15 protein-coding genes are annotated in these 18,390 nt (G+C 67.7%); 10 read left to right on the forward strand and 5 right to left on the reverse strand.

Annotated elements, in window-relative coordinates; all coding sequences use genetic code 11:
* The first annotated feature begins 24 nt into the window (after positions 1 to 24).
* Positions 25 to 759, forward strand: a complete 735-nt coding sequence (locus ACFQPB_RS19615; RefSeq protein WP_382226937.1) for an ABC transporter substrate-binding protein — start codon at positions 25 to 27, stop codon at positions 757 to 759.
* A 10-nt stretch (positions 760 to 769) separates the two neighbouring features.
* On the opposite strand, the gene ACFQPB_RS19620 is transcribed toward ACFQPB_RS19615, so the two are convergent.
* From ACFQPB_RS19620 to ACFQPB_RS19630, 3 genes are read right to left on the reverse strand one after another with little or no spacing between them, the layout of a single operon-like run.
* Positions 770 to 2,254 (reverse strand): tripartite tricarboxylate transporter permease, encoded by a 1,485-nt coding sequence (locus tag ACFQPB_RS19620; protein WP_382226940.1) that lies wholly within the window; start codon positions 2,252 to 2,254, stop codon positions 770 to 772.
* 9 nt (positions 2,255 to 2,263) lie between these two features.
* Positions 2,264 to 2,788 carry a tripartite tricarboxylate transporter TctB family protein gene (locus ACFQPB_RS19625; protein WP_382226942.1) on the reverse strand — a complete coding sequence of 175 codons (525 nt, stop codon included), beginning with the start codon at positions 2,786 to 2,788 and terminating at the stop codon, positions 2,264 to 2,266.
* Positions 2,789 to 2,805: 17 nt separating this feature from the next.
* Positions 2,806 to 3,765, reverse strand: a complete 960-nt coding sequence (locus tag ACFQPB_RS19630; protein ID WP_382198151.1) for a Bug family tripartite tricarboxylate transporter substrate binding protein — start codon at positions 3,763 to 3,765, stop codon at positions 2,806 to 2,808.
* A 127-nt stretch (positions 3,766 to 3,892) separates the two neighbouring features.
* Between ACFQPB_RS19630 and ACFQPB_RS19635 the strand changes: the two genes are divergently transcribed.
* The 9 genes from ACFQPB_RS19635 (at position 3,893) to pgi (ending at position 16,050) form a co-directional block, all read left to right on the forward strand.
* Positions 3,893 to 4,576 carry a response regulator transcription factor gene (locus ACFQPB_RS19635; RefSeq protein WP_382226945.1) on the forward strand — a complete coding sequence of 228 codons (684 nt, stop codon included), beginning with the start codon at positions 3,893 to 3,895 and terminating at the stop codon, positions 4,574 to 4,576.
* Complete coding sequence (locus ACFQPB_RS19640; RefSeq protein ID WP_382226948.1) at positions 4,573 to 6,018, forward strand: sensor histidine kinase; 1,446 nt, start codon at positions 4,573 to 4,575, stop codon at positions 6,016 to 6,018. The genes ACFQPB_RS19635 and ACFQPB_RS19640 overlap by 4 nt, the downstream gene beginning before the upstream one ends.
* Positions 6,015 to 6,491, forward strand: a complete 477-nt coding sequence (locus ACFQPB_RS19645; protein WP_382198145.1) for an RNA-binding S4 domain-containing protein — start codon at positions 6,015 to 6,017, stop codon at positions 6,489 to 6,491. The genes ACFQPB_RS19640 and ACFQPB_RS19645 overlap by 4 nt, the downstream gene beginning before the upstream one ends.
* Before the next feature lie 104 nt (positions 6,492 to 6,595).
* Positions 6,596 to 9,676: a bifunctional diguanylate cyclase/phosphodiesterase gene (locus ACFQPB_RS19650; protein ID WP_382226951.1), complete on the forward strand. Its 3,081-nt coding sequence runs from the start codon at positions 6,596 to 6,598 to the stop codon at positions 9,674 to 9,676.
* A 96-nt stretch (positions 9,677 to 9,772) separates the two neighbouring features.
* A complete protein-coding gene (gene zwf, locus ACFQPB_RS19655) occupies positions 9,773 to 11,206 on the forward strand; it encodes a glucose-6-phosphate dehydrogenase (protein WP_382226967.1) in 1,434 nt (477 codons plus the stop codon).
* Positions 11,207 to 11,210: 4 nt separating this feature from the next.
* Positions 11,211 to 11,918 (forward strand): 6-phosphogluconolactonase, encoded by a 708-nt coding sequence (gene pgl / locus ACFQPB_RS19660; RefSeq protein WP_382226954.1) that lies wholly within the window; start codon positions 11,211 to 11,213, stop codon positions 11,916 to 11,918.
* A gap of 16 nt (positions 11,919 to 11,934) precedes the next feature.
* Positions 11,935 to 13,752 carry a phosphogluconate dehydratase gene (gene edd, locus ACFQPB_RS19665; protein WP_382226957.1) on the forward strand — a complete coding sequence of 606 codons (1,818 nt, stop codon included), beginning with the start codon at positions 11,935 to 11,937 and terminating at the stop codon, positions 13,750 to 13,752.
* 33 nt (positions 13,753 to 13,785) lie between these two features.
* Positions 13,786 to 14,424: a bifunctional 4-hydroxy-2-oxoglutarate aldolase/2-dehydro-3-deoxy-phosphogluconate aldolase gene (locus ACFQPB_RS19670; protein WP_382198137.1), complete on the forward strand. Its 639-nt coding sequence runs from the start codon at positions 13,786 to 13,788 to the stop codon at positions 14,422 to 14,424.
* 39 nt (positions 14,425 to 14,463) lie between these two features.
* The gene (gene pgi / locus ACFQPB_RS19675) at positions 14,464 to 16,050 is read left to right on the forward strand and encodes a glucose-6-phosphate isomerase (RefSeq protein WP_382226959.1); all 1,587 of its coding nucleotides are present in this window, start codon (positions 14,464 to 14,466) and stop codon (positions 16,048 to 16,050) included.
* Between the two features lie 61 nt (positions 16,051 to 16,111).
* Here the strand turns inward: pgi and ACFQPB_RS19680 are convergent, their stop codons facing one another.
* Both ACFQPB_RS19680 and ACFQPB_RS19685 read right to left on the reverse strand, forming a co-directional pair.
* Entirely contained in the window at positions 16,112 to 17,017 is a 906-nt protein-coding gene (locus ACFQPB_RS19680) for a delta(1)-pyrroline-2-carboxylate reductase family protein (RefSeq protein WP_382226962.1), read from the reverse strand.
* A 7-nt stretch (positions 17,018 to 17,024) separates the two neighbouring features.
* Entirely contained in the window at positions 17,025 to 18,215 is a 1,191-nt protein-coding gene (locus ACFQPB_RS19685) for an HD-GYP domain-containing protein (protein WP_382226965.1), read from the reverse strand.
* Positions 18,216 to 18,390 lie beyond the last annotated feature (175 nt).

Here is an 18,390-nt window from a genome sequence, read left to right on the forward strand (position 1 = left end):
CATCCATCGCCCAAACCACCGACCATGAGCCCGACCACCACCGCACTCGCCCCCACCGGCCGCCTGCGCGCCGCCATCAACCTGGGCAACCCCATCCTGGCCAAACGTGACGCCACCTCCGGCGAGCCCGTTGGCGTGTCCATCGACCTCGCACGCGAACTCGCGCACCGAATGGGCCTGGAACTCGACCTGCTGGCGTTCGACACCGCCGCCCAGTCGGTGGACTGCGTCACCGCCGAGGCAGCCGACTTTGGCTTCTTTGCGGTGGACCCCGCACGCGGCAAAGGCATTGCCTTCACCTCGCCGTACGTGTTGATCGAAGGCAGCTACCTGGTGCGCCAGGACTCACCCTTGCAGCACAACGACGAGGTGGACCGCGTGGGTACACGCGTGGTTGTGGGCCAGGGCAGCGCCTACGATCTGTTCCTCAGCCGAGAACTCCAACACGCGACCATCGAGCGCGCTCCTTCATCGCCTGCGGTGGTGGAGGTGTTTGTGCAGACGCAGGCCGATGTGGCCGCAGGCGTCAAACAACAGATCGAAGCGGAGCTGTCGCGTTTTCCTGGCCACCGCCTGCTGCCCGGGCGCTTCATGGTCATCCAGCAGGCCATGGGGTGCCCCAAAGGCCGCAGCCCCGACGCTTCAGCCTACCTGGCCGCCTTTGTGGAGGAGATGAAGACCTCGGGTTTTGTGGCCGAGGCACTCAAGCGCCACGGCATCCAGGGCGCCTCGGTGGCACCGGCCGCAACGCAGGGCTGACTCGACCAGATCAAGCCCGGCGGTGCCAGGCCAGCAGGCGCGGCGTCAGCAGCACCAGGACCACCACCACCAGCAGGGTCAGCGACATCGGGCGTTCGAAGAACACCGTCCAGTCGCCCGAACCGATGGACAAGGCGTTGCGCAGCTGCGCTTCCGCCAGCGGGCCCAGGATGAGGCCAACGATGACCGGCGCGATGGGAAAGTCGTAGCGGCGCATCAACACGCCCACCAGAGCCAGTCCGTACATCAGGTAGAGGTCAAACGCGCTCTGGCGCATGCCGTACACACCAACCGTGGCAAAAATCAGGATGCCGGCGTACAGCGGCGCCTTGGGGATTTTGAGCAGCTTGACCCACAGGCCCACCATGGGCAGGTTGAGCACCAGCAGCATGACGTTGCCGATGTAGAGCGAGGCGATCAGCGCCCACACCAGGGTGGACGAGGTCTGGAACAGCTGCGGCCCGGCGTTGATGCCGTAGTTCTGAAAGGCGTTGAGCAAAATGGCCGCCGTCACCGAGGTGGGGATGCCCAGCGTCAGCAGCGGCACCAGGGTGGCGGTCACGGCCGAGTTGTTGGCAGCCTCGGGGCCGGCCACACCTTCGATGGCGCCCGTGGTGCCGAACTCTTCCTTGTGTTTGGACAGCTTGCGTTCGGTGGCGTAGCTCAAAAAGGTGGGGATCTCGGTGCCACCGGCCGGAATGGTGCCGAAGGGAAAGCCAATGACCGTGCCACGCATCCACGCTGGCCACGAGCGTTTCCACTCGGCGCGTGTCATGTGGGCCTTGTTCATCTTGTTCATCTGGCTCACGCTGCGGCCTTCGTACAAGGCGTTGTAAAGCGCCTCGGCCACCGCAAACAGGCCCACGGCCACCAGCACCACTTCCACACCGTCCATGAGTTCGGGCACACCACCGGCGTAGCGCAGCTGGCCGGTGATCTGGTCGATGCCGACCACGCCCATGGCCAGGCCCAGGAACAGGGATGTGAGGCCACGCAGCGTGCTCTGGCCCAGCACCGCACTCACGGTGGTGAAGGCCAGCAGCATGAGGCAGAAGTACTCGGGCGGCCCGAGCTTGACGGCGAACGACGCCATCAGCGGCGCGGCCAGCGTAACCAGTATGGTGGCGATGGTGCCGGCCACAAAGGAGCCGATGGCCGACGTGGCCAGCGCCGCACCGGCGCGCCCGCTTTTGGCCATCTTGAAGCCTTCCAGCGCGGTCACCATCGTGCCGGTCTCACCGGGGGTGTTGAGCAGGATGGAGGTGGTGGAGCCGCCGTACATGGCGCCGTAGTAGATGCCGCAGAAAAAGATCATCGACGCGGTGGGCTCCACCTGCGAGGTGATGGGCAACAACATGGCCACGGTGACGGCCGGGCCCAGGCCGGGCAACACGCCAATGGCGGTGCCCAATGCGCAGCCCACAAAGGCCCACAGCAGGTTGATCGGCGTGGCGGCGGTGGCAAAGCCACCCATCAGCAGGTTCCAGGTATCCATGGGGTGCTTTCAGAGCCAGCCGGTGGAGGTGAGGCCGGGCAGGTTGACCGCCAGCACTTTGGTGAACAGCCAGTACACAGGCGCGGCAATCAGCAGCCCCACCATGGCGTCCTTGACGGACTGGCGCCAGCCACCGCCACCCTTGCCTTCGGCCAGGCGCAGACCACGCACGGCCAGCACAAAACACAAGGCACAACTGAGGATGAAGCCCAAGGTGGTGATCAGCGCAGCGTTGGCCAGAATGCCGGCCGACACCCACACAAAGGCCGGCCAGTCGCCCTTGTCGGCGCCCGAGGGGGGCTCGCGGTCGCGGTAGCCGCCAGTGCGGGCCTCCCACAACAGCCAGACGCCGCAGGCGGCCAGCGCCGCCGACACCACCCAAGGCAAAAAATTGGGGCCCACACCGGCGTAGCCCGCTTCCGCCGAGATGCCGGTGGCACCCCAGGCCAGGAAGGCGGCCAGCGCCAGGACGCCCACGCCGATGAGGACTTCAGGCAGAGCCGCCTGCTCCACGCGGTTCGGTGCTTCACCCATGCTGGCCTCCTCGGGTGTCAGATCATGCCGGACTTGACCATGACGGCACGCAGGCTCGCAAAGTCGCGGTCCACGAACTCGTCAAACGCCTTGCCGGTCAGCAGGGCGGGCGTCCAGCCGTTTTTCTCGATGGCTTCGGCCCAGGCCTTGCTCTTGGTGGCCTTGACGATCATCTCGGTCAACGCATCGCGCTGGGCCGGGGTGATGCCGGCAGCGCCGTACACGCCGCGCCAGTTGCCGATCTCGACGTTGATGCCCTGCTCTTTCAGCGTGGGCACGTTGATGCCCTTGAGGCGGGCGCCCGAGGTCACGCCGATGGCCTTCATCTTGCCGGCCTCGATGTACTGCTGGAACTCGCTGTAGCCGCTGCCGCCCACGGTGACGTTGCCACCCAGGATGGCCGCCGTGGCCTCACCGCCCCCACGGAAGGGCACGTAGTTGATCTTGGCCGCATCCACACCCACTTCGCGGGCGATCATCGCTGCGGCCACGTGTTCGGTGGAGCCACGCGAACCGCCGCCCCACTTCACGCTGCCAGGGTCCTTCTTCATCTGTGCGATCACGTCGGCCATGGTCTTGAAGGGCGAGTTCTCGGGCAACACGAACACGTTGTATTCGGTGGTCAGGCGCGCAATGGGCGTGACCTGGGTGATGGACACCGGCGGTTTGCCGGTGATGATGCCGCCCAGCATGACCGCGCCCATCACCATCATGGCGTTCGGGTCGCCCTTGCTGGCGTTGAAGAACTGCGCCAGGCCGATGGCGCCTGCCGCACCACCCTTGTTTTCATAGGTGACCGACGAGGCCACGGCGGCATCCTGCAGGGCCTTGCCCAGCGCACGGCCGGTGCTGTCCCAGCCACCACCGGGGTTGGCGGGAATCATCATCTTCACGTTGGCAGCGGCCCACGCTTGCATGGGCAGGGCACCGCTGGCGGCCAGGGCGGCCAGGGACTTGAGGAAGGTGTCGCGACGCATGGAAGTCTCCTGTTGTGGTTTGGGACAGGCGTGATGGTGGCGGCGCTGCCTGTCAGTCCACTGTCCAGACCGTCAGTGAAAACCCTAGGATGACCAACGGTCCGGGCGGCGCTGGTATGGTTGCCACATGAAGCTGTTGCTGGTCGAAGACAACCCCCAGATGCGCGCCACCTTGCAGCGGGCGCTGGAGCGCCAGGGCATGGCGGTGGTCACCTGCGATGACGGCTTGCAGGCGCTGGCCCTGTGGCGCAGCACCCGCCCCGACGCCGTGCTGCTCGACCTCAGCCTGCCTGGTCAAGATGGGCTGGAGGTGCTGGCGCAGGCGCGCGCCGCCGGGCTGCGCACGCCGGTCATCATCCTCACCGCGCGCGGCACCGTGGGCGACCGCATCCTGGGCCTGAACACAGGCGCCGACGACTACCTGGCCAAACCCTTTGACCTGGACGAGCTGGAGGCCCGCGTGCGTGCCTTGGTGCGCCGCGCGGGCAGCAGCAGCGTGGCCGAGCCGGTGGCCCCGCCGGCACCGGTGGGCGGTTTGTATGTGGACACCGGCAGCGGGGCCGTCTACCACCACAACCAGCCCATGGAGCTGGCGCCGCGCGAACTGGCCCTGCTGCGCGCCCTGCTGGCCCGGCCGGGCCAGGCCATCACCAAAGAGAAGCTGTTTGAGCTGGTGTTTCCGGGCGAAAGCGACGTGCAGTACGAAGCCATTGAGGTGGTGGTCTACCGCCTGCGCAAAAAACTCGCCGACACCGGGGTACAACTGGTCACGCTGCGTGGGCTGGGCTATTTGCTCAAGGCGCCGGCATGAACGCGCTGAACCCGGTGCAGCGCTGGTGGCAGGCGCGGTCGCTGCGCAGCCAACTCATGCTGGGCATTCTGGTGCCTGTGCTGCTGCTGGTGCTCTTCAACAGCACGGTGCTCTACCGCCAGGCCCTGCGTGCGGCCGACACGGCTTACGACCGCACCCTGCTGGCCACCGCCAAGTCCATTGGTGAGACGCTGGAACTGGTGGGCGAGGGCGACCGCGCCCGGGTGCGCGCCACGCTGCCCTACTCGGCGCTCGAACCGTTCGAAGCCGACAACCGCAGCCGCCTCTACTACCGCGTCAGCGGCTTCAAGGGCGAAATGGTGTCGGGTTTTGAAGACCTGCCCCTGTGGAGCGGCACCCTGCCAACCAAAAGCCTGTACGCCGCGTTGGTGGACTTCTACGACGGCGAGTACCGGGGCGAAAACGTGCGCGTGGCGGTGTTGCTGCAGCCTGTGGCCGGCCCGGGTGGCCAGGGCATGGTCACCATCCAGGTGGCCGAAACCCTGGAGCTGCGCCACACGCTGGCGCGCCAGATGCTGGTGGACACGCTCTGGCGGCAGGCGCTGCTGCTGGCGGTGATTGCCGGTGTGGTGGTGCTGGTGGTGCAACGCGCCACGCGCCCGGTGCGCCGCCTGAGCGCCGCGCTGGCCGCGCGCAGCGACAGCGACCTCACGCCGCTGCAGGCCGAACAGGCGCCGCGCGAGGTGCGCCCGCTGATCGAGGCCACCAACCAGCACATGACCCGCCTGGCCCACCTGCTGAACCACCAGAAGCGTTTTGTGCGCGACACCGCCCACCAGCTGCGCACGCCGCTGGCCGTCCTCAAGACCCAGGTGCAGTCCGCCCGGCGCGGCGACGTGGCGCCCCAAACCGCGCTGGGCGAGATCGAACACACCGTCAACCGCGCCACCGAACTGGCCAACCAGATGCTCTCGCTGGCCAAGGTGGAGCAGTTGCGCCAGCAGGACGACGCGCCCGTGCTGGACTGGGCCGAGGTGGTGCGCGCCGTGGCGCTCGACTTGGCACCGCTGATCGCCGAGCGCCAGCTCGACTTCGCGCTCGACATCCAGCCCGCCCCGGTGCGCGCCCACGAATGGGCCTTGCGCGAGCTGGTGCGCAACCTGCTGCACAACGCCATCAAACACATCCCGCCTGGCGCCATCCTCGAAGTGCGCCTGCTGCGCGACGAGCGCACAGCGGCACTGACCATCGCCGACAGCGGGCCGGGCATACCACCGGCCTTGCGCGCCCACCTGTTTGAGCCGTTTGCCCGCCACCAGCACGCCCACGCCCTGCCCGGTGGCAGCGGTCTGGGCCTGGCCATCTGCCAGGAAATCACCCGCTCGCTGGGCGGCGAAATGGCGCTCGACAACCGCCAACACCATGGCCAGGTGGTGGGCCTGGACGCCACCGTGCGCCTGCCCCTGGCGCCACACCCATGAACCCACCTGCCCACCCCCCATCGACCGAACGCCTTCGCCTGGACAAATGGCTCTGGGCGGCCCGATTTTTCAAAACCCGCGCGCTCGCCGTCGAGGCGATCGAAAAACACCGTGTCCGCCTCAACGGCGCCCACACCAAGCCGTCGCGGGAGGTGCACGCCGATGACGAACTGGAGATTGCACAAGGCCCGGTGCTGCGCACGGTCAAGGTGCTGGGCTTGAGCGCCACCCGGGGGCCGGCCCCCCAGGCGGCCTTGCTGTACAGCGAAACCGAGGCGTCGGTGGCCCAACGCCTGGCCCAGGCCGAGCAGCGGCGCCTGGCCCCGGAACCCGCCTTGGCGCTGACACAAGGCCGCCCCACCAAACGCCAGCGCCGCGACATCGACGCGCTGCGCGGCCACCCGGGCGAACACGCGCCCCACTGGAACGAGCGCTGGAGCGCCAGTCTGCCACCGGACGACACCCGGTCGTGAGCAGGGGCATTGCCCGGCGGGTGGGGAGACACGCCTCGATTGTTAAAATTTAAGCCCCAGAACCTTGACATTGCGGCCCACATCCGCCCCACCCTCCCACACGAATGGTTCTGCCCATCCCGCCCGACCACCCCGGCCCATTGCCGTCGGCCGACGACCTCGAAGTTGTCCGGCTCGATGAGCTGCGCGCCTACGGGGTGCTCGACACCGCCCCCGAACAGGCACTCGACGAACTGACCCGGCTGGCGGCTCAGCTCTTTCGCGTGCCCGTGGCGCTGGTGTCGCTGGTGGACGAACACCGCCAATGGTTCATGTCGCGGGTGGGGGTGGACTTCACGGAAACCCCGCGCGAACAGGCCTTTTGTGCCCACGCCATCCGCAGCCCCGATGTGATGGTGGTGGAAGACGCCCGCAGCGACCCGCGTTTCGAGGCCAACCCGCTGGTCACCCACGCGCCCGGCATCCGCTTCTATGCCGGTGCACCGCTGCTCACCCCGGGCGGCCAGGCGTTGGGCACCCTGTGTGTGATCGACACCCAACCGCGTCAGTTTGGCGCTGGCGAGCGCGATGCGCTGCAGGTGTTGTCGCACCAGGTGATGGCCCAGCTGGAACTGCGGCGCCACAACCGGCTGTTGCAGGAGGCGCTGCAAGCCAAGACCGAACAACACCGCCAACTGGTCCTGCTGCAGCAACAGATGCAGGCACGCGAAACCCGGCTGGAGCTGGTGCTCAAGGGCGCCAACGACGGCTGGTGGGACTGGGACCTGCGCACGGGGGAGCGCTTCAACTCGGAGCGCGGCTGGACCATGCTGGGCTATGGCGAACACGACCGCCCGGCCCACCAAAACGACTGGGAGGCGATGATCCACCCGGACGACCGCGCCCACGCAGCGGCCCAGTTCCGCGCCGCCGCCCTGGGCCGGGGCAGCCAGTACCAGGTGGAGTTCCGCATCCGCCACAAAGACGGGCACTACCTGCCCATCCTGTCACGCGGCCACATCCTGCGCGACGACAAAGGCCACGCGGTGCGCCTGTCGGGCACCAACACCGACCTGAGCGAAACCCGGCGCGTCGAACGCGAACGCCGCGCCACCCAAGCCAACTACGAACTGCTGTTCAACAGCAGCCTGGACGGCATGTTGCAGACGCGCCCCGGTGGTGCCGTGTTGTCGGCCAACCCCGCCGCCTGCCAGATGCTGGGACGCAGCGCTGCCGACATCTGTGTGCTGCCGCGCGGCATCCTGCTGGACCTGAACGACCCGCGCCTGGTGCCCTTGCTTCAGGAGCGCGAACGCAACGGCGGCGCGCGCGGTGTGGTGGCCATGTACCGCGCCAACGGCGAACGCTTCGATGTCGAAGCCAGCTCGGTGCTGTACACCGACGACGACGGCCAGCCCATGGCCAGCTTCGTGTTCCGTGACATCAGCGAGCGCGAGCAATGGGCGCTCAAGCTCAAACAAAGCCTGGACCTGCTCAACAACCTGGCGCGCCGGGTGCCCGGTGTGCTCTACCAGTTCCAGCGCCACCCCGACGGGCACGTCAGCATGCCGTTTGCCAGCGATGGCATCTGGTCCATCTGGGAACACCACGCTGCCGATGTGACCGACAACGCCGATCTGTTGATGGCGCGTGTGCACCCCGAAGACCGCGAGGCGTTCCAGGCCTCCGTCGACCTGTCCACCCAGCAGCTTTCGCCGTGGCACCACGAATTCCGTGTGGTGCTGCCGCTGCAGGGCCAACGCTGGCGGCTGGGCGACGCCATACCCGAACGCCTGCCCGACGGCAGTGTGTTGTGGCACGGCTTCATCTCCGACATCAGCGAGCGCAAGGCCAGCGAGGAACACACCCACCGGCTGGCCTACTTCGACGCCCTGACCGGCCTGCCGAACCGGCGCATGCTGGTGGACCGCATCACCCACGCGCTGGCCTCGGCGCAGCGCACCGGCCAGTTCGGCGCGCTGATGTTCCTGGACCTGGACCACTTCAAACACATCAACGACGCGCGCGGCCATTCGGTGGGCGACGCGCTCTTGCAACAGGTGGCCCAACGCCTGGCGGTGATGCTGCGTGGCGAGGACACCGTGGCCCGCCTGGGTGGCGACGAATTTGTGGTGCTCATCAGCGACCTCGGCACCCACGCCGACCAGGCCGCGCGTGGCGCCATGGCGGTGGCCGAAAAAGTGCGCGCCGAGCTGGACCGCCCGCACGACATCGAAGGCGTGCACTACTCCACCACCGGCAGCATCGGGCTGACGCTGTTCCCACGCCACGGCACCGCCGTGGACGACCTGTTGCGCGAGGCCGACACCGCCATGTACCGCGCCAAAGGCAGCGGTCGCAACCGCACCGCGTTTTTCCAGGTCGAGATGCAGGCCGAGGTGGAGGAGCGCCTGGCCATCGAACAAGACCTCAAGGTGGCGCTGCCGCTGGGTCAGTTCGAAGTCCATGCGCAGCCGCAGGTGGACGCCGGCGGCCAGCCGTGTGGCGCGGAGTTGCTGCTGCGCTGGCGCCACCCCAAGCGCGGTCTCGTGTCGCCGCTGAGTTTCATCCCGGTGGCTGAAGCCAATGGTCTGATCGTGCCCATCGGTCACTGGATGCTCCAGCAAGCCTGCCAGAGCTTGCAGCGTCTGCACGCCGCTGGCATCCGGCAGACCCTGTCGGTCAACGTCAGCCCGCGCCAATTCCGCGCCGATGATTTTGTGCAGCAGGTGCGTCAGGCCCTGGCTGAGACCGGCGCACCCGCCGATGCGCTGGTGTTTGAGGTGACCGAGGGCTTGCTGATCGACCACCTGGACGACACCGTGGCCCGCATGGCCGAACTGGTGGCCATGGGCATACGCTTCTCCATCGATGACTTTGGCACCGGCTACTCCAGCATGACCTACCTGCAGCGGCTGCCCTTGTACGAACTCAAGATCGACAAAGGTTTTGTGCACGATGTGCCCACAGGGGCCGGCAACGCCGCCATCGTGCGCGCCATCCTGTCCATGGCCAGCCACCTCAAACTGCGGGTGGTGGCCGAAGGCGTGGAAACACAAGCCCAGGCCGACTTCCTGTGTGCCAGTGGCTGCCAGGCCATGCAGGGCTACCACTTTGCCCGGCCGGCGCCACTTGCGCTGTGGCTGCAAGCCACCGTGTCGCCAACGGAACCCGCCCCCGAACCCGATCCAGGCGATCAGATGTAACTCACGCCGGCCATCATCTCCGTTTTTTGGTAACATAGTTACATCAACAACGAGAGACAACCGCCCGTGAGCACCGCACCCACTCCCCCACTGGACATGGTCATCTTCGGCGGTGCCGGCGACCTGGCCTGGCGCAAGCTGCTGCCTGCGCTCTGCATGGCCCACCTGCACCAGCGCCTGCCCAACGACTGCCGCATCATTGGTGTGGGCCGGCACAACTGGACACGCGACGACTACGTGGCCTTCGTGGACAAGGCCTCGCGCCCCCATGTGGGCGGCGACGCCCTGGACCGCGACGCCTGGGCCAGCTTCCTGGCACGGCTGGACTTCGTGAGCCTGGATGCCACGGTCGCAGAGGGTTACCAGCGCTTGCACGCCAGCTGCCGCAGCGGCGCCACCAAGGTGTTCTACCTGGCCACCGCACCCAGCCTGTTCACCGACATCTGCCGCCACCTCGACCAGGCCCAGTTGATCGACGCCGACGCCCGCGTGGTGCTGGAAAAACCCCTGGGCCACGACCTCCCCTCGGCCCAGGCCATCAACGAAGCGGTGGCGCGGCACTTCAGCGAAAAGCAGATCTACCGCATCGACCACTACCTCGGCAAAGAGACGGTGCAAAACCTCATGGTGCTGCGTTTTGGCAACGCCATCTTCGAACCCCTCTGGCGCGCGCCCACCATCAAAAGCGTGCAGATCACCGTGTCAGAAACCGTGGGCGTGGGCACGCGGGCGGGCTTTTACGACCACACCGGCGCCATGCGCGACATGGTGCAAAACCACCTGTTGCAGCTCTTGTGCATCGTGGCCATGGAGGCCCCCATCTCGCTCGACCCCGACGACGTGCGCGACGAAAAACTCAAGGTCTTGCGCTCGCTGCGCAAGTTCGAGCTGGCCGACGTCTTGCGCGACACGGTGCGCGGCCAGTACACGGCGGGTGTGGTTGATGGCGCCCAGGTCAAGGGCTATCTGGACGAGGCCGACGTGCCCGCCGGCAGCCAGACCGAAACCTTTGTGGCCATCAAGGCCCAGGTGCACAACAGCCGCTGGGCCGGCGTGCCCTTCTTTTTGCGCACCGGCAAACGCATGTTGAAACGGCAGTCGGAAATCATCATCGAATTCTCCGAGCCGCCTTTCTCCATCTTCGCCGGCGAACCCTCGCAGTCCCACCCCAACCGCCTCATCATCACGCTGCAGCCAGAAGAATCCATCCAGTTGCAGATGATGGCCAAGGAGCCGGGCTCGGGCATGAAGATGCGCCCGGTCTTCCTCAACCTCGACCTGCAATCGGCCTTCACCGAACGCCGCGCGGAAGCCTACGAGCGCCTGCTCATCGACGTCATCAAAGGCCGCCTGACCCACTTCATGCGGCGCGACGAACTGGAAGCCGCCTGGCGCTGGGCCGACCCCATCCTTGAAGGCTGGCAGCAACTGGGCGAACGGCCCAAGACCTACCCTGCCGGCAGTTGGGGGCCGGCCGCCGCGTCGGCCCTGGTGGCGCGCGAAGGTGCGGTGTGGTTCGAGGCGCAGTGAGACCGTGAACATCGCCCTCCACCCTTGCCCAAACGCGACCACACTCGCGCAAACGCTGGCCGCCGACATCGCCCAGCGCCTGCGCGACGCCGTGGCCGAGCGCGGCCAGGCCTTGCTCGCGGTGTCGGGCGGCAAATCGCCTGTGCCACTGTTCCAACAACTGAGCCAACAGGCCCTGCCCTGGGCGCAGGTGACGGTGCTGCTGGTGGACGAACGCTGTGTGCCACCCGACCACCCCGACAGCAACAGCGCCCTGGTCCGCCAGCACCTGCTGCAAGGCGAAGCTGCCGCTGCACGCTGGCTGCCGTTTTTTGACACCCTGCCCCACTTCGACGCCGACACCGACCTGCCCGCCCTCACCACCGCCACCAACCAGCGAATGCGAGGGCTGCCCTGGCCGCTGGACGTGGCGGTGCTGGGCATGGGCGAGGACGGCCACACCGCGTCGCTGTTCCCCCACGCGCCCGGCGTTGAGGTGGCGCTGACGAGCACCGCTCCGGTGGCCTGGACGCGGCCCTCCACGGCCCCCCACGCCCGCCTCACGCTCACCCTGCCCACGCTGCTGGCCGCGCGCTGCCTGGTGCTGCCGCTGCCAGGCCCGGCCAAACAAGCCGTGTTTCAACGCGCTGGTGTGGCGCCCACGGCCGACCTGCCCATCTCGCTGGTGATCCACCCTTCCCCCTCGCCCGTCCATGTGTGGACGGCCCCCTGAATGCCGAAAGTTCGCCATGGCTGACACCACCCCTTCTCTGAACCCCGCGCTGCAGCGTGTGACCGAACGCATCGTCGAGCGCAGCCGCAGCAGCCGCGCGGCCTACCTGACCACCCTGGCCGGGCTGCGCAAACCCGGCCCATACCGCGCAGGTTTGGGCTGCGCCAACATGGCCCACGCCTTCGCGGCGATGCCTGGCAACGACAAGCTGGTGCTCCACCAGGAGCGCCAGCCCAACATCGGTATCGTCACCGCCTACAACGACATGCTCTCGGCCCACCAACCGTATGAGCACTACCCCGAACACATCCGCGCCACCGCGCGCACGCTGGGCGCCACCGCCCAGGTGGCCGGCGGCGTGCCGGCCATGTGCGACGGCGTGACACAAGGCTACGAGGGCATGGAGTTGTCGCTGTTCTCGCGCGACGTGATCGCACTCGCCACAGCCGTGGCGCTCTCGCACAACGTGTTCGATGGCGTGTTGTGCCTGGGCATCTGCGACAAGATCGTGCCGGGCCTGGTGATCGGTGCGCTGCAGTTCGGCCACCTGCCAGTGGTGATGGTGCCGGCCGGACCCATGACCTCGGGGCTGTCCAACGACGAGAAAGCGAAGGTGCGCCAGCAGTACGCCCAAGGCTTGGTGGACCGCGCCGCCTTGCTGGCGGCCGAAGAAGCCGCCTACCATGGCGCGGGCACCTGCACCTTCTACGGCACGGCCAACTCCAACCAGATGCTGATGGAGATCATGGGCTTGCAGCTGCCCGGTTCGTCCTTCGTCAACCCTGGCACACCGCTGCGCACGGCACTCACCGAACACGCGGTGGCTTGCGCGCTGCGCGCGCCGACCATGGGCCAGATCGTCACCGAAAAAACCATCGTCAACGCCATCGTCGGCCTGCTCGCCACCGGCGGCTCCACCAACCACACGCTGCACCTGGTGGCCATGGCGCGTGCCGCCGGCATACGCATCGACTGGGACGACTTCGCCGAGCTCTCCAGCGTGGTGCCGCTGCTGGCCAAGGTCTACCCCAACGGCAAGGCCGACGTGAACCACTTCCACGCCGCCGGTGGCATGGGCTTCCTGATCGGGCAACTGCTCTCGGTGGGCCTGCTGCATGCGGATGTGAGCACCCTCCTCGGCGAAGGCCTGCAGCGCTACGCCACCGAACCGTGGCTGGACCAGGGCCAGCTGGCCTGGCGCGCCGCGCCCGCCGCCTCTGGCGACACATCGGTGCTGCGCCCGGTGAGCGAGCCCTTCACGCCCGACGGTGGCCTCAAGCGCCTGCAAGGCAAGCTGGGCCGTGCGGTGGTCAAGACCGCGGCCGTCAAGCCCGAACACCAGCGCGTGTTGGCACCCGCCGTGGTGGTGGACAGCCAGCAGGCCTTGAGCGATCTGTTCAAGCAGGGCCAGCTGGAACGCGACTTTGTGGCCATCGTGCGCCACCAGGGTCCGCAGGCCAATGGCATGCCCGAGCTGCACAAGCTGACGCCGATTTTGGGCATCCAGCAGGACAAGGGCTTCAAGGTGGCGCTGGTCACCGACGGTCGCATGTCGGGCGCCTCGGGCAAGGTGCCCGCCGCCATCCACGTCACACCCGAAGCCGTGTGTGGCGGCCACATCGCCCGCGTGCGCGACGGCGACATGGTGCTGCTGGACTGTGAAACCGGCACCCTGGACGTGCTGGTGGACGAGGCCGAGCTGGCCCAGCGCCCGCTGCCCGAGGTGAACCTGAGCGCCAACGGCCACGGCCATGGGCGCGAGCTGTTTGGCCTGTTCCGCCGCCAGGCGGGCCTGGCCGAAAACGGCGCCTCCGCCCTCTTCGGAAATGATTGAACTGCCCCACAACTGGCACACTCCGGCAACCCCATGAACACACCTGCTTCTCTGCCCCCCTTCCAATCCCGCGTGGTGCCCGTGGTCGTCGTCACCGACCCGGCCCAGGCCGTGCCCATGGCCGAGGCCCTGCTGGCCGGCGGCGTGGACGTGATCGAGATCACCCTGCGCAGCGCCGCCGGTCTGGCCGCCATCGAGGCCGTGGCGAAAGCCGTGCCCGCCATGCAGGTGGGCGCCGGCACCGTGACACGCGCCAGCGAGGTTGCACAGGTGTTGAACGCGGGCGCGCGTTTTGCGCTCTCGCCCGGCAGCACACCCGCGCTGATCGACGCGGTGTTGCAAGCCCGCCTGCCCTTCATCCCCGGCGTCGGTTCACCCAGCGAGGCCATGGCCATGCGCGACGCCGGCTTCACGCTGATGAAATGTTTCCCGGCTGCGCAGCTCGGCGGCGTGGAGGTGCTCAAGGCCTGGGGCGGCCCGCTGCCCGACCTGCGCTTCTGCCCCACGGGTGGCGTGTCGCTGGCCAACATGGCGCAGTTCCTGGCCCTGCCCAACGTGGCCATGGTCGGTGGCTCGTGGCTCACGCCGGCAGCGGCCGTGGCCGCAGGTGATTGGGCACACATCACCCGCCTGGCGCGCGAAGCCACCGAAGCCGTACGGGCCATTGCCTGAACACACCAGGCCACGCACACTTTTTTGTTTGCCTCACGCATGACACCCACCTTCGTCCCCCCCCAGCAGCGCGCCGCTTGGGTGCATCTGCAACAGCTGGCGTCCCAGCCCTTGCCCCACCTGCGCGAGCTGCTCGCGGGCGGGCACAACGTGCGCCACGCCAGCCTGCAGTTCGAGGTGGCGGGCCTGCGGCTGGACGCGAGCCGACAACAGGTCACGCCCGAGGTGCTGGCTGCGCTGCTGGACCTGGCGCAGGAGTCGGGCGTGCTGGCCCAGGCCCAGGCCCAGGCGCGGGGCGAACACATCAACCGCACCGAAGACCGCGCGGCCCTGCACGTGGCCCTGAGGGGTTCACACATGGCGCAACCGCCCTGGGGTGAGCACATTTCAGACCTGGTGCAGGCCGAGCTGGAGCGTTTCCTGGGCGCGGCCGAACGCATACGCAATGGTCAGTGGCGCGGCTTCCGGGGCCGGCGCATCACCAACGTGGTCAACATCGGCATCGGCGGCTCCGATCTGGGGCCACGCATGGCCGTGCAGGCGCTGGACGCCTACTGCGACCCCGACGTGCGGGTGCACTTCATCTCCAACCCCGACGCCTGGTCGCTGCACAGCATCTTGCGCTGGCTCAACCCCGACCAAACCATCTTTGTGGTGCAGAGCAAAACCTTCACCACGCAGGAAACCATGACGCTGGCCGCCTCGGTCAAGCGCTGGTTGGCCGACCACGGTCTGGTGTCCGAAGCACAACAGGTGCCCCACCTCATCGCCGTGACCGCCTCGCCCCAGATCTCGGCAGGCCAGGGCTACGCCGCAGAAAACACCTTCGGTTTCTGGGACTGGGTGGGCGGGCGCTACTCGGTGTGGTCGGCCATCGGCTTGCCGCTGGCCATCGCCATCGGTCCCGACCGCTTCCGCGAGTTCCTGGCCGGTGGCCACGCCATGGACAAACACTTCTGGCGCGCCGCCCCCGCCCGCAACATGCCGCTGATGATGGCGCTGCTGGGCGTGTGGAACCGCAACTTTCTGAGTTGCCCCACCCACCTGATCGCGGCCTACGCCAGCCGCATGTTCCACTTCGCCCGATTTCTGCAACAGCTGGACATGGAGTCCAACGGCAAAAGCACCCACGTGGACGGCTCACCGGTCGAGATCGACACCGGCCCCATCGTCTGGGGCGGCCTGGGCATCGAAGGCCAGCACGCCTACTTCCAATTGCTGCACCAGGGCCAGCACCGGGTGCCGGTCGACTTCATCGGCGTCGAGTCCGAGGACACGCCCCTGCCCCTGGCGGCCGAACACCACCGGGTGGCCCTGCTCAACCTCCAGGCCCAGGCGCAAGCCCTGGCCCTGGGGCGCGACGCCGCCGCCACCGAAACCGAGCTGCGCGCCGCCGGCCTGGGCGATGCACATATCGCCGAGATGCTCAACCACCGCACCTTCCGTGGCAACGTGCCCAATTCCAGCCTGTGGCTGGAAGCGCTCACGCCCCACACGCTGGGCGCGATGGTGGCTTTGTACGAACACAAGGTGTTTTGCCAGGCCGCGCTGTGGGGCGTGCATGCCTACGACCAATGGGGCGTTGAACTGGGCAAAACCATGGCCAAACAGATGGAAAACCCCTGAGCTCGCCACCCCCACGCAACAGCGTGGGTGGTGATGTCACCAGGCATGGAGAGGGGGCGCGTCAGGGGTGACGCGCGGCGTCCACCACACAGCGTGCGGCGGCCAGATCCCAACCCGCCCAGCCACAACTCTTGAAGAACACCGGGCCGCTGCGCGCGCCGGCGGCGCCGCGCACCACGTCGCCCAAACTGGGCAATGGGCCCACGTCCAAACCCGCCTGCAACAGATCGCCGGCTTCGTGGTCAGCGTCCCGTGTGTCCACCACCAAGGTGCCGGTGTGGGCGAGCTGCCGGCAAACCTCGGGCGCCCATTCCACCATGCGCGGCGTGAACGCCCCCACCGCCGCCACAAAGGCGTCGCTGCGAGGCAGGCCGCGCAGCGCCACCGCTTGCGCCGAGGTGGCGCTGACGACCAGGGGGCAGTCGGCCAGCGCGGCATCGGCATCGTCCACACGCCGCGCTTGAAGGCCCAGCGCCTTCGCGTGGCGCACCAGGGTGTCGGCGCTGGCGGGGCTGCGCGATGCCACCAGAACCTCACGCACGCCCAGCCCCTCGTGAAAGGCCTCCAGGTGGGCCAGCCCCTGCACACCAGCGCCCACGATGAGCAAGGGGCCATCGGTGCGCGGCGCCAAGTGGCGTGCGGCCAACAAAGACACCGCCGCCGTGCGCCGTGCGGTCACGGTGGGGCCGTCGAGCACGGTGAGCCGGCGCCCATCCTGGGCATCAAACACCACGATGTCGCCCTGGATGGCGGGCAGGCCACGCGCACCGTTGTCGGGCACAAAGGTGATGAGTTTGGTGATGGCCACACGCGCGTCGGTGGCAGGCATCACGAACAGGCTGCCGCCGCCCGCCAGCGGCTGCACCAAGCGCGGTGGCACCACCACCGTGGGGTCGCGCAGCAGCGCTTCGATCTGATCGGCCAAGGCGCCATACGGCAGGGCAGCGGCGGTGTAGGCGGGGCTCATGGGTGCTTCATGTTCGGCTCAACAGCCGCACCGGGTTGAGTACCACACGGACTTCGTCGAAAGGCACGGCGGCTTTGACTTCAAACGGCCGCTCCATGGTGTCGCGGGGGGCTGGCTCACCCAGGGGCATGCCCTGGCGCCCCACGATGCTGGACACCAGCGGGGTGTTGGCGCGCCGCCCACGTTTGACCACCACGGCCACTTCGTCGTTGGCCAACCGCACGAAACTGCCGGGCGGGTAGATGCCCAGCGTGCGTATGAACGCCGCCCCCAGTGGCGTGGGCTCGCCCTTGTCGTTGAGGTAGACGCCGCGCGCGGCCTGAGGCGATGGCAAAGCGGGCCGGGCGCCACGTGGCGTCATGCGGGCCACGTAGACATCGGCCAGCCGCAGCAGCGCCAAAGCGGCCTCGGCGTCGCCCGTTTCGGCGGCCGTCGCGTGGTGCTCGGCCACCAGGTGCAGCCACAGCGTGTCGCCCACGCCCATGCTGCGCAACAGGGCCACACTGCGCTGCGGGTGTTCGGCCACCTCACGCTGCTGTTCGACGGTCAGCGGTGCGGACTGGCGGGCCAGGTCGTCCTGCAGGCGGGCCATGCCCAGGTTCATGGTGATGGCGGCACGGAACAGGGAGGGCTGCTGCGCCTCGTCCACGCCGGCCGCAGGTGCCACCAGGTGGCAGACCGACGCCACCAGCAGGGCATGGGCAGCGCAGTAGCTGAGGTTGCGTTCCTGCAACAGTGTGACCAGCATGAACAGCGCGTGGTCGGGGCGGTAGGCCACGAGGCGCTGGGCCTTGGCTTCCAGCTGGGTCAGGCGCGTCACAAAGTCCTGCGCCTGCGCGCCCTGGTGCAGCAGGGTGGCCAGCGAAGCATGCAGATCGGGCCAGTCGGTCACCGGGTCCAACGTCTCGCGTTCGGTGTTGGTGGGCACCTCGGAAGGCAGGCCTGCCTGGGCAATTTCATCCAGCGTGTTGTTGCGCCGGACCATCTGATCCAGTTGGGTGGTGTAGCTGTAGCTCCAGGCCCGGTAGTCGGTCTCGGTGATGACGGGCGAATGGGCCATCAGGTTCTGCAGGTGCCGCTCGCCCTCGATGATTTCGCCTTTTCGCAACAACAGCGTGCCATTGGGCTCCCAGATGTTGACCGGGATGGGCTTGTTGAGCTGAAGGCCTTCCAGGGGCAGGGGAACGTAGAACGCCATTGGCTTGAAGAGTGGGAACGGGGCGGCAGAACTGTGAAGAAGTTTAGACAGGCGGATTCAAGTACGAAGTGCAACACAAGTAAACCGAGTTGGGCCAAGAGTGCATAGGATGCATTTTTGTGACCAGCCAGTCCCAAACGTTGCACCATGACCTATACCCACTTGACCCGAGAAG

The organism is Hydrogenophaga atypica (assembly GCF_042665215.1).
In the GTDB taxonomy this organism is placed as follows: domain Bacteria; phylum Pseudomonadota; class Gammaproteobacteria; order Burkholderiales; family Burkholderiaceae_C; genus Hydrogenophaga; species Hydrogenophaga defluvii_A.

Bases quoted from the DNA above. Each gene is read 5' to 3' on its own strand.
- ACFQPB_RS19650 (WP_382226951.1), top strand. From the start codon at position 6,596: ATGGTTCTGCCCATCCCGCCCGACCACCCCGGCCCATTGCCGTCGGCC.
- ACFQPB_RS19625 (WP_382226942.1), bottom strand. From the start codon at position 2,788: ATGGGTGAAGCACCGAACCGCGTGGAGCAGGCGGCTCTGCCTGAAGTC.
- ACFQPB_RS19630 (WP_382198151.1), bottom strand. From the start codon at position 3,765: ATGCGTCGCGACACCTTCCTCAAGTCCCTGGCCGCCCTGGCCGCCAGC.
- ACFQPB_RS19635 (WP_382226945.1), top strand. From the start codon at position 3,893: ATGAAGCTGTTGCTGGTCGAAGACAACCCCCAGATGCGCGCCACCTTG.
- pgi (WP_382226959.1), top strand. From the start codon at position 14,464: ATGACACCCACCTTCGTCCCCCCCCAGCAGCGCGCCGCTTGGGTGCAT.
- ACFQPB_RS19680 (WP_382226962.1), bottom strand. From the start codon at position 17,017: ATGAGCCCCGCCTACACCGCCGCTGCCCTGCCGTATGGCGCCTTGGCC.
- ACFQPB_RS19670 (WP_382198137.1), top strand. From the start codon at position 13,786: ATGAACACACCTGCTTCTCTGCCCCCCTTCCAATCCCGCGTGGTGCCC.
- ACFQPB_RS19645 (WP_382198145.1), top strand. From the start codon at position 6,015: ATGAACCCACCTGCCCACCCCCCATCGACCGAACGCCTTCGCCTGGAC.
- ACFQPB_RS19620 (WP_382226940.1), bottom strand. From the start codon at position 2,254: ATGGATACCTGGAACCTGCTGATGGGTGGCTTTGCCACCGCCGCCACG.
- zwf (WP_382226967.1), top strand. From the start codon at position 9,773: ATGGTCATCTTCGGCGGTGCCGGCGACCTGGCCTGGCGCAAGCTGCTG.
- ACFQPB_RS19640 (WP_382226948.1), top strand. From the start codon at position 4,573: ATGAACGCGCTGAACCCGGTGCAGCGCTGGTGGCAGGCGCGGTCGCTG.
- ACFQPB_RS19685 (WP_382226965.1), bottom strand. From the start codon at position 18,215: ATGGCGTTCTACGTTCCCCTGCCCCTGGAAGGCCTTCAGCTCAACAAG.
- edd (WP_382226957.1), top strand. From the start codon at position 11,935: ATGGCTGACACCACCCCTTCTCTGAACCCCGCGCTGCAGCGTGTGACC.
- ACFQPB_RS19615 (WP_382226937.1), top strand. From the start codon at position 25: ATGAGCCCGACCACCACCGCACTCGCCCCCACCGGCCGCCTGCGCGCC.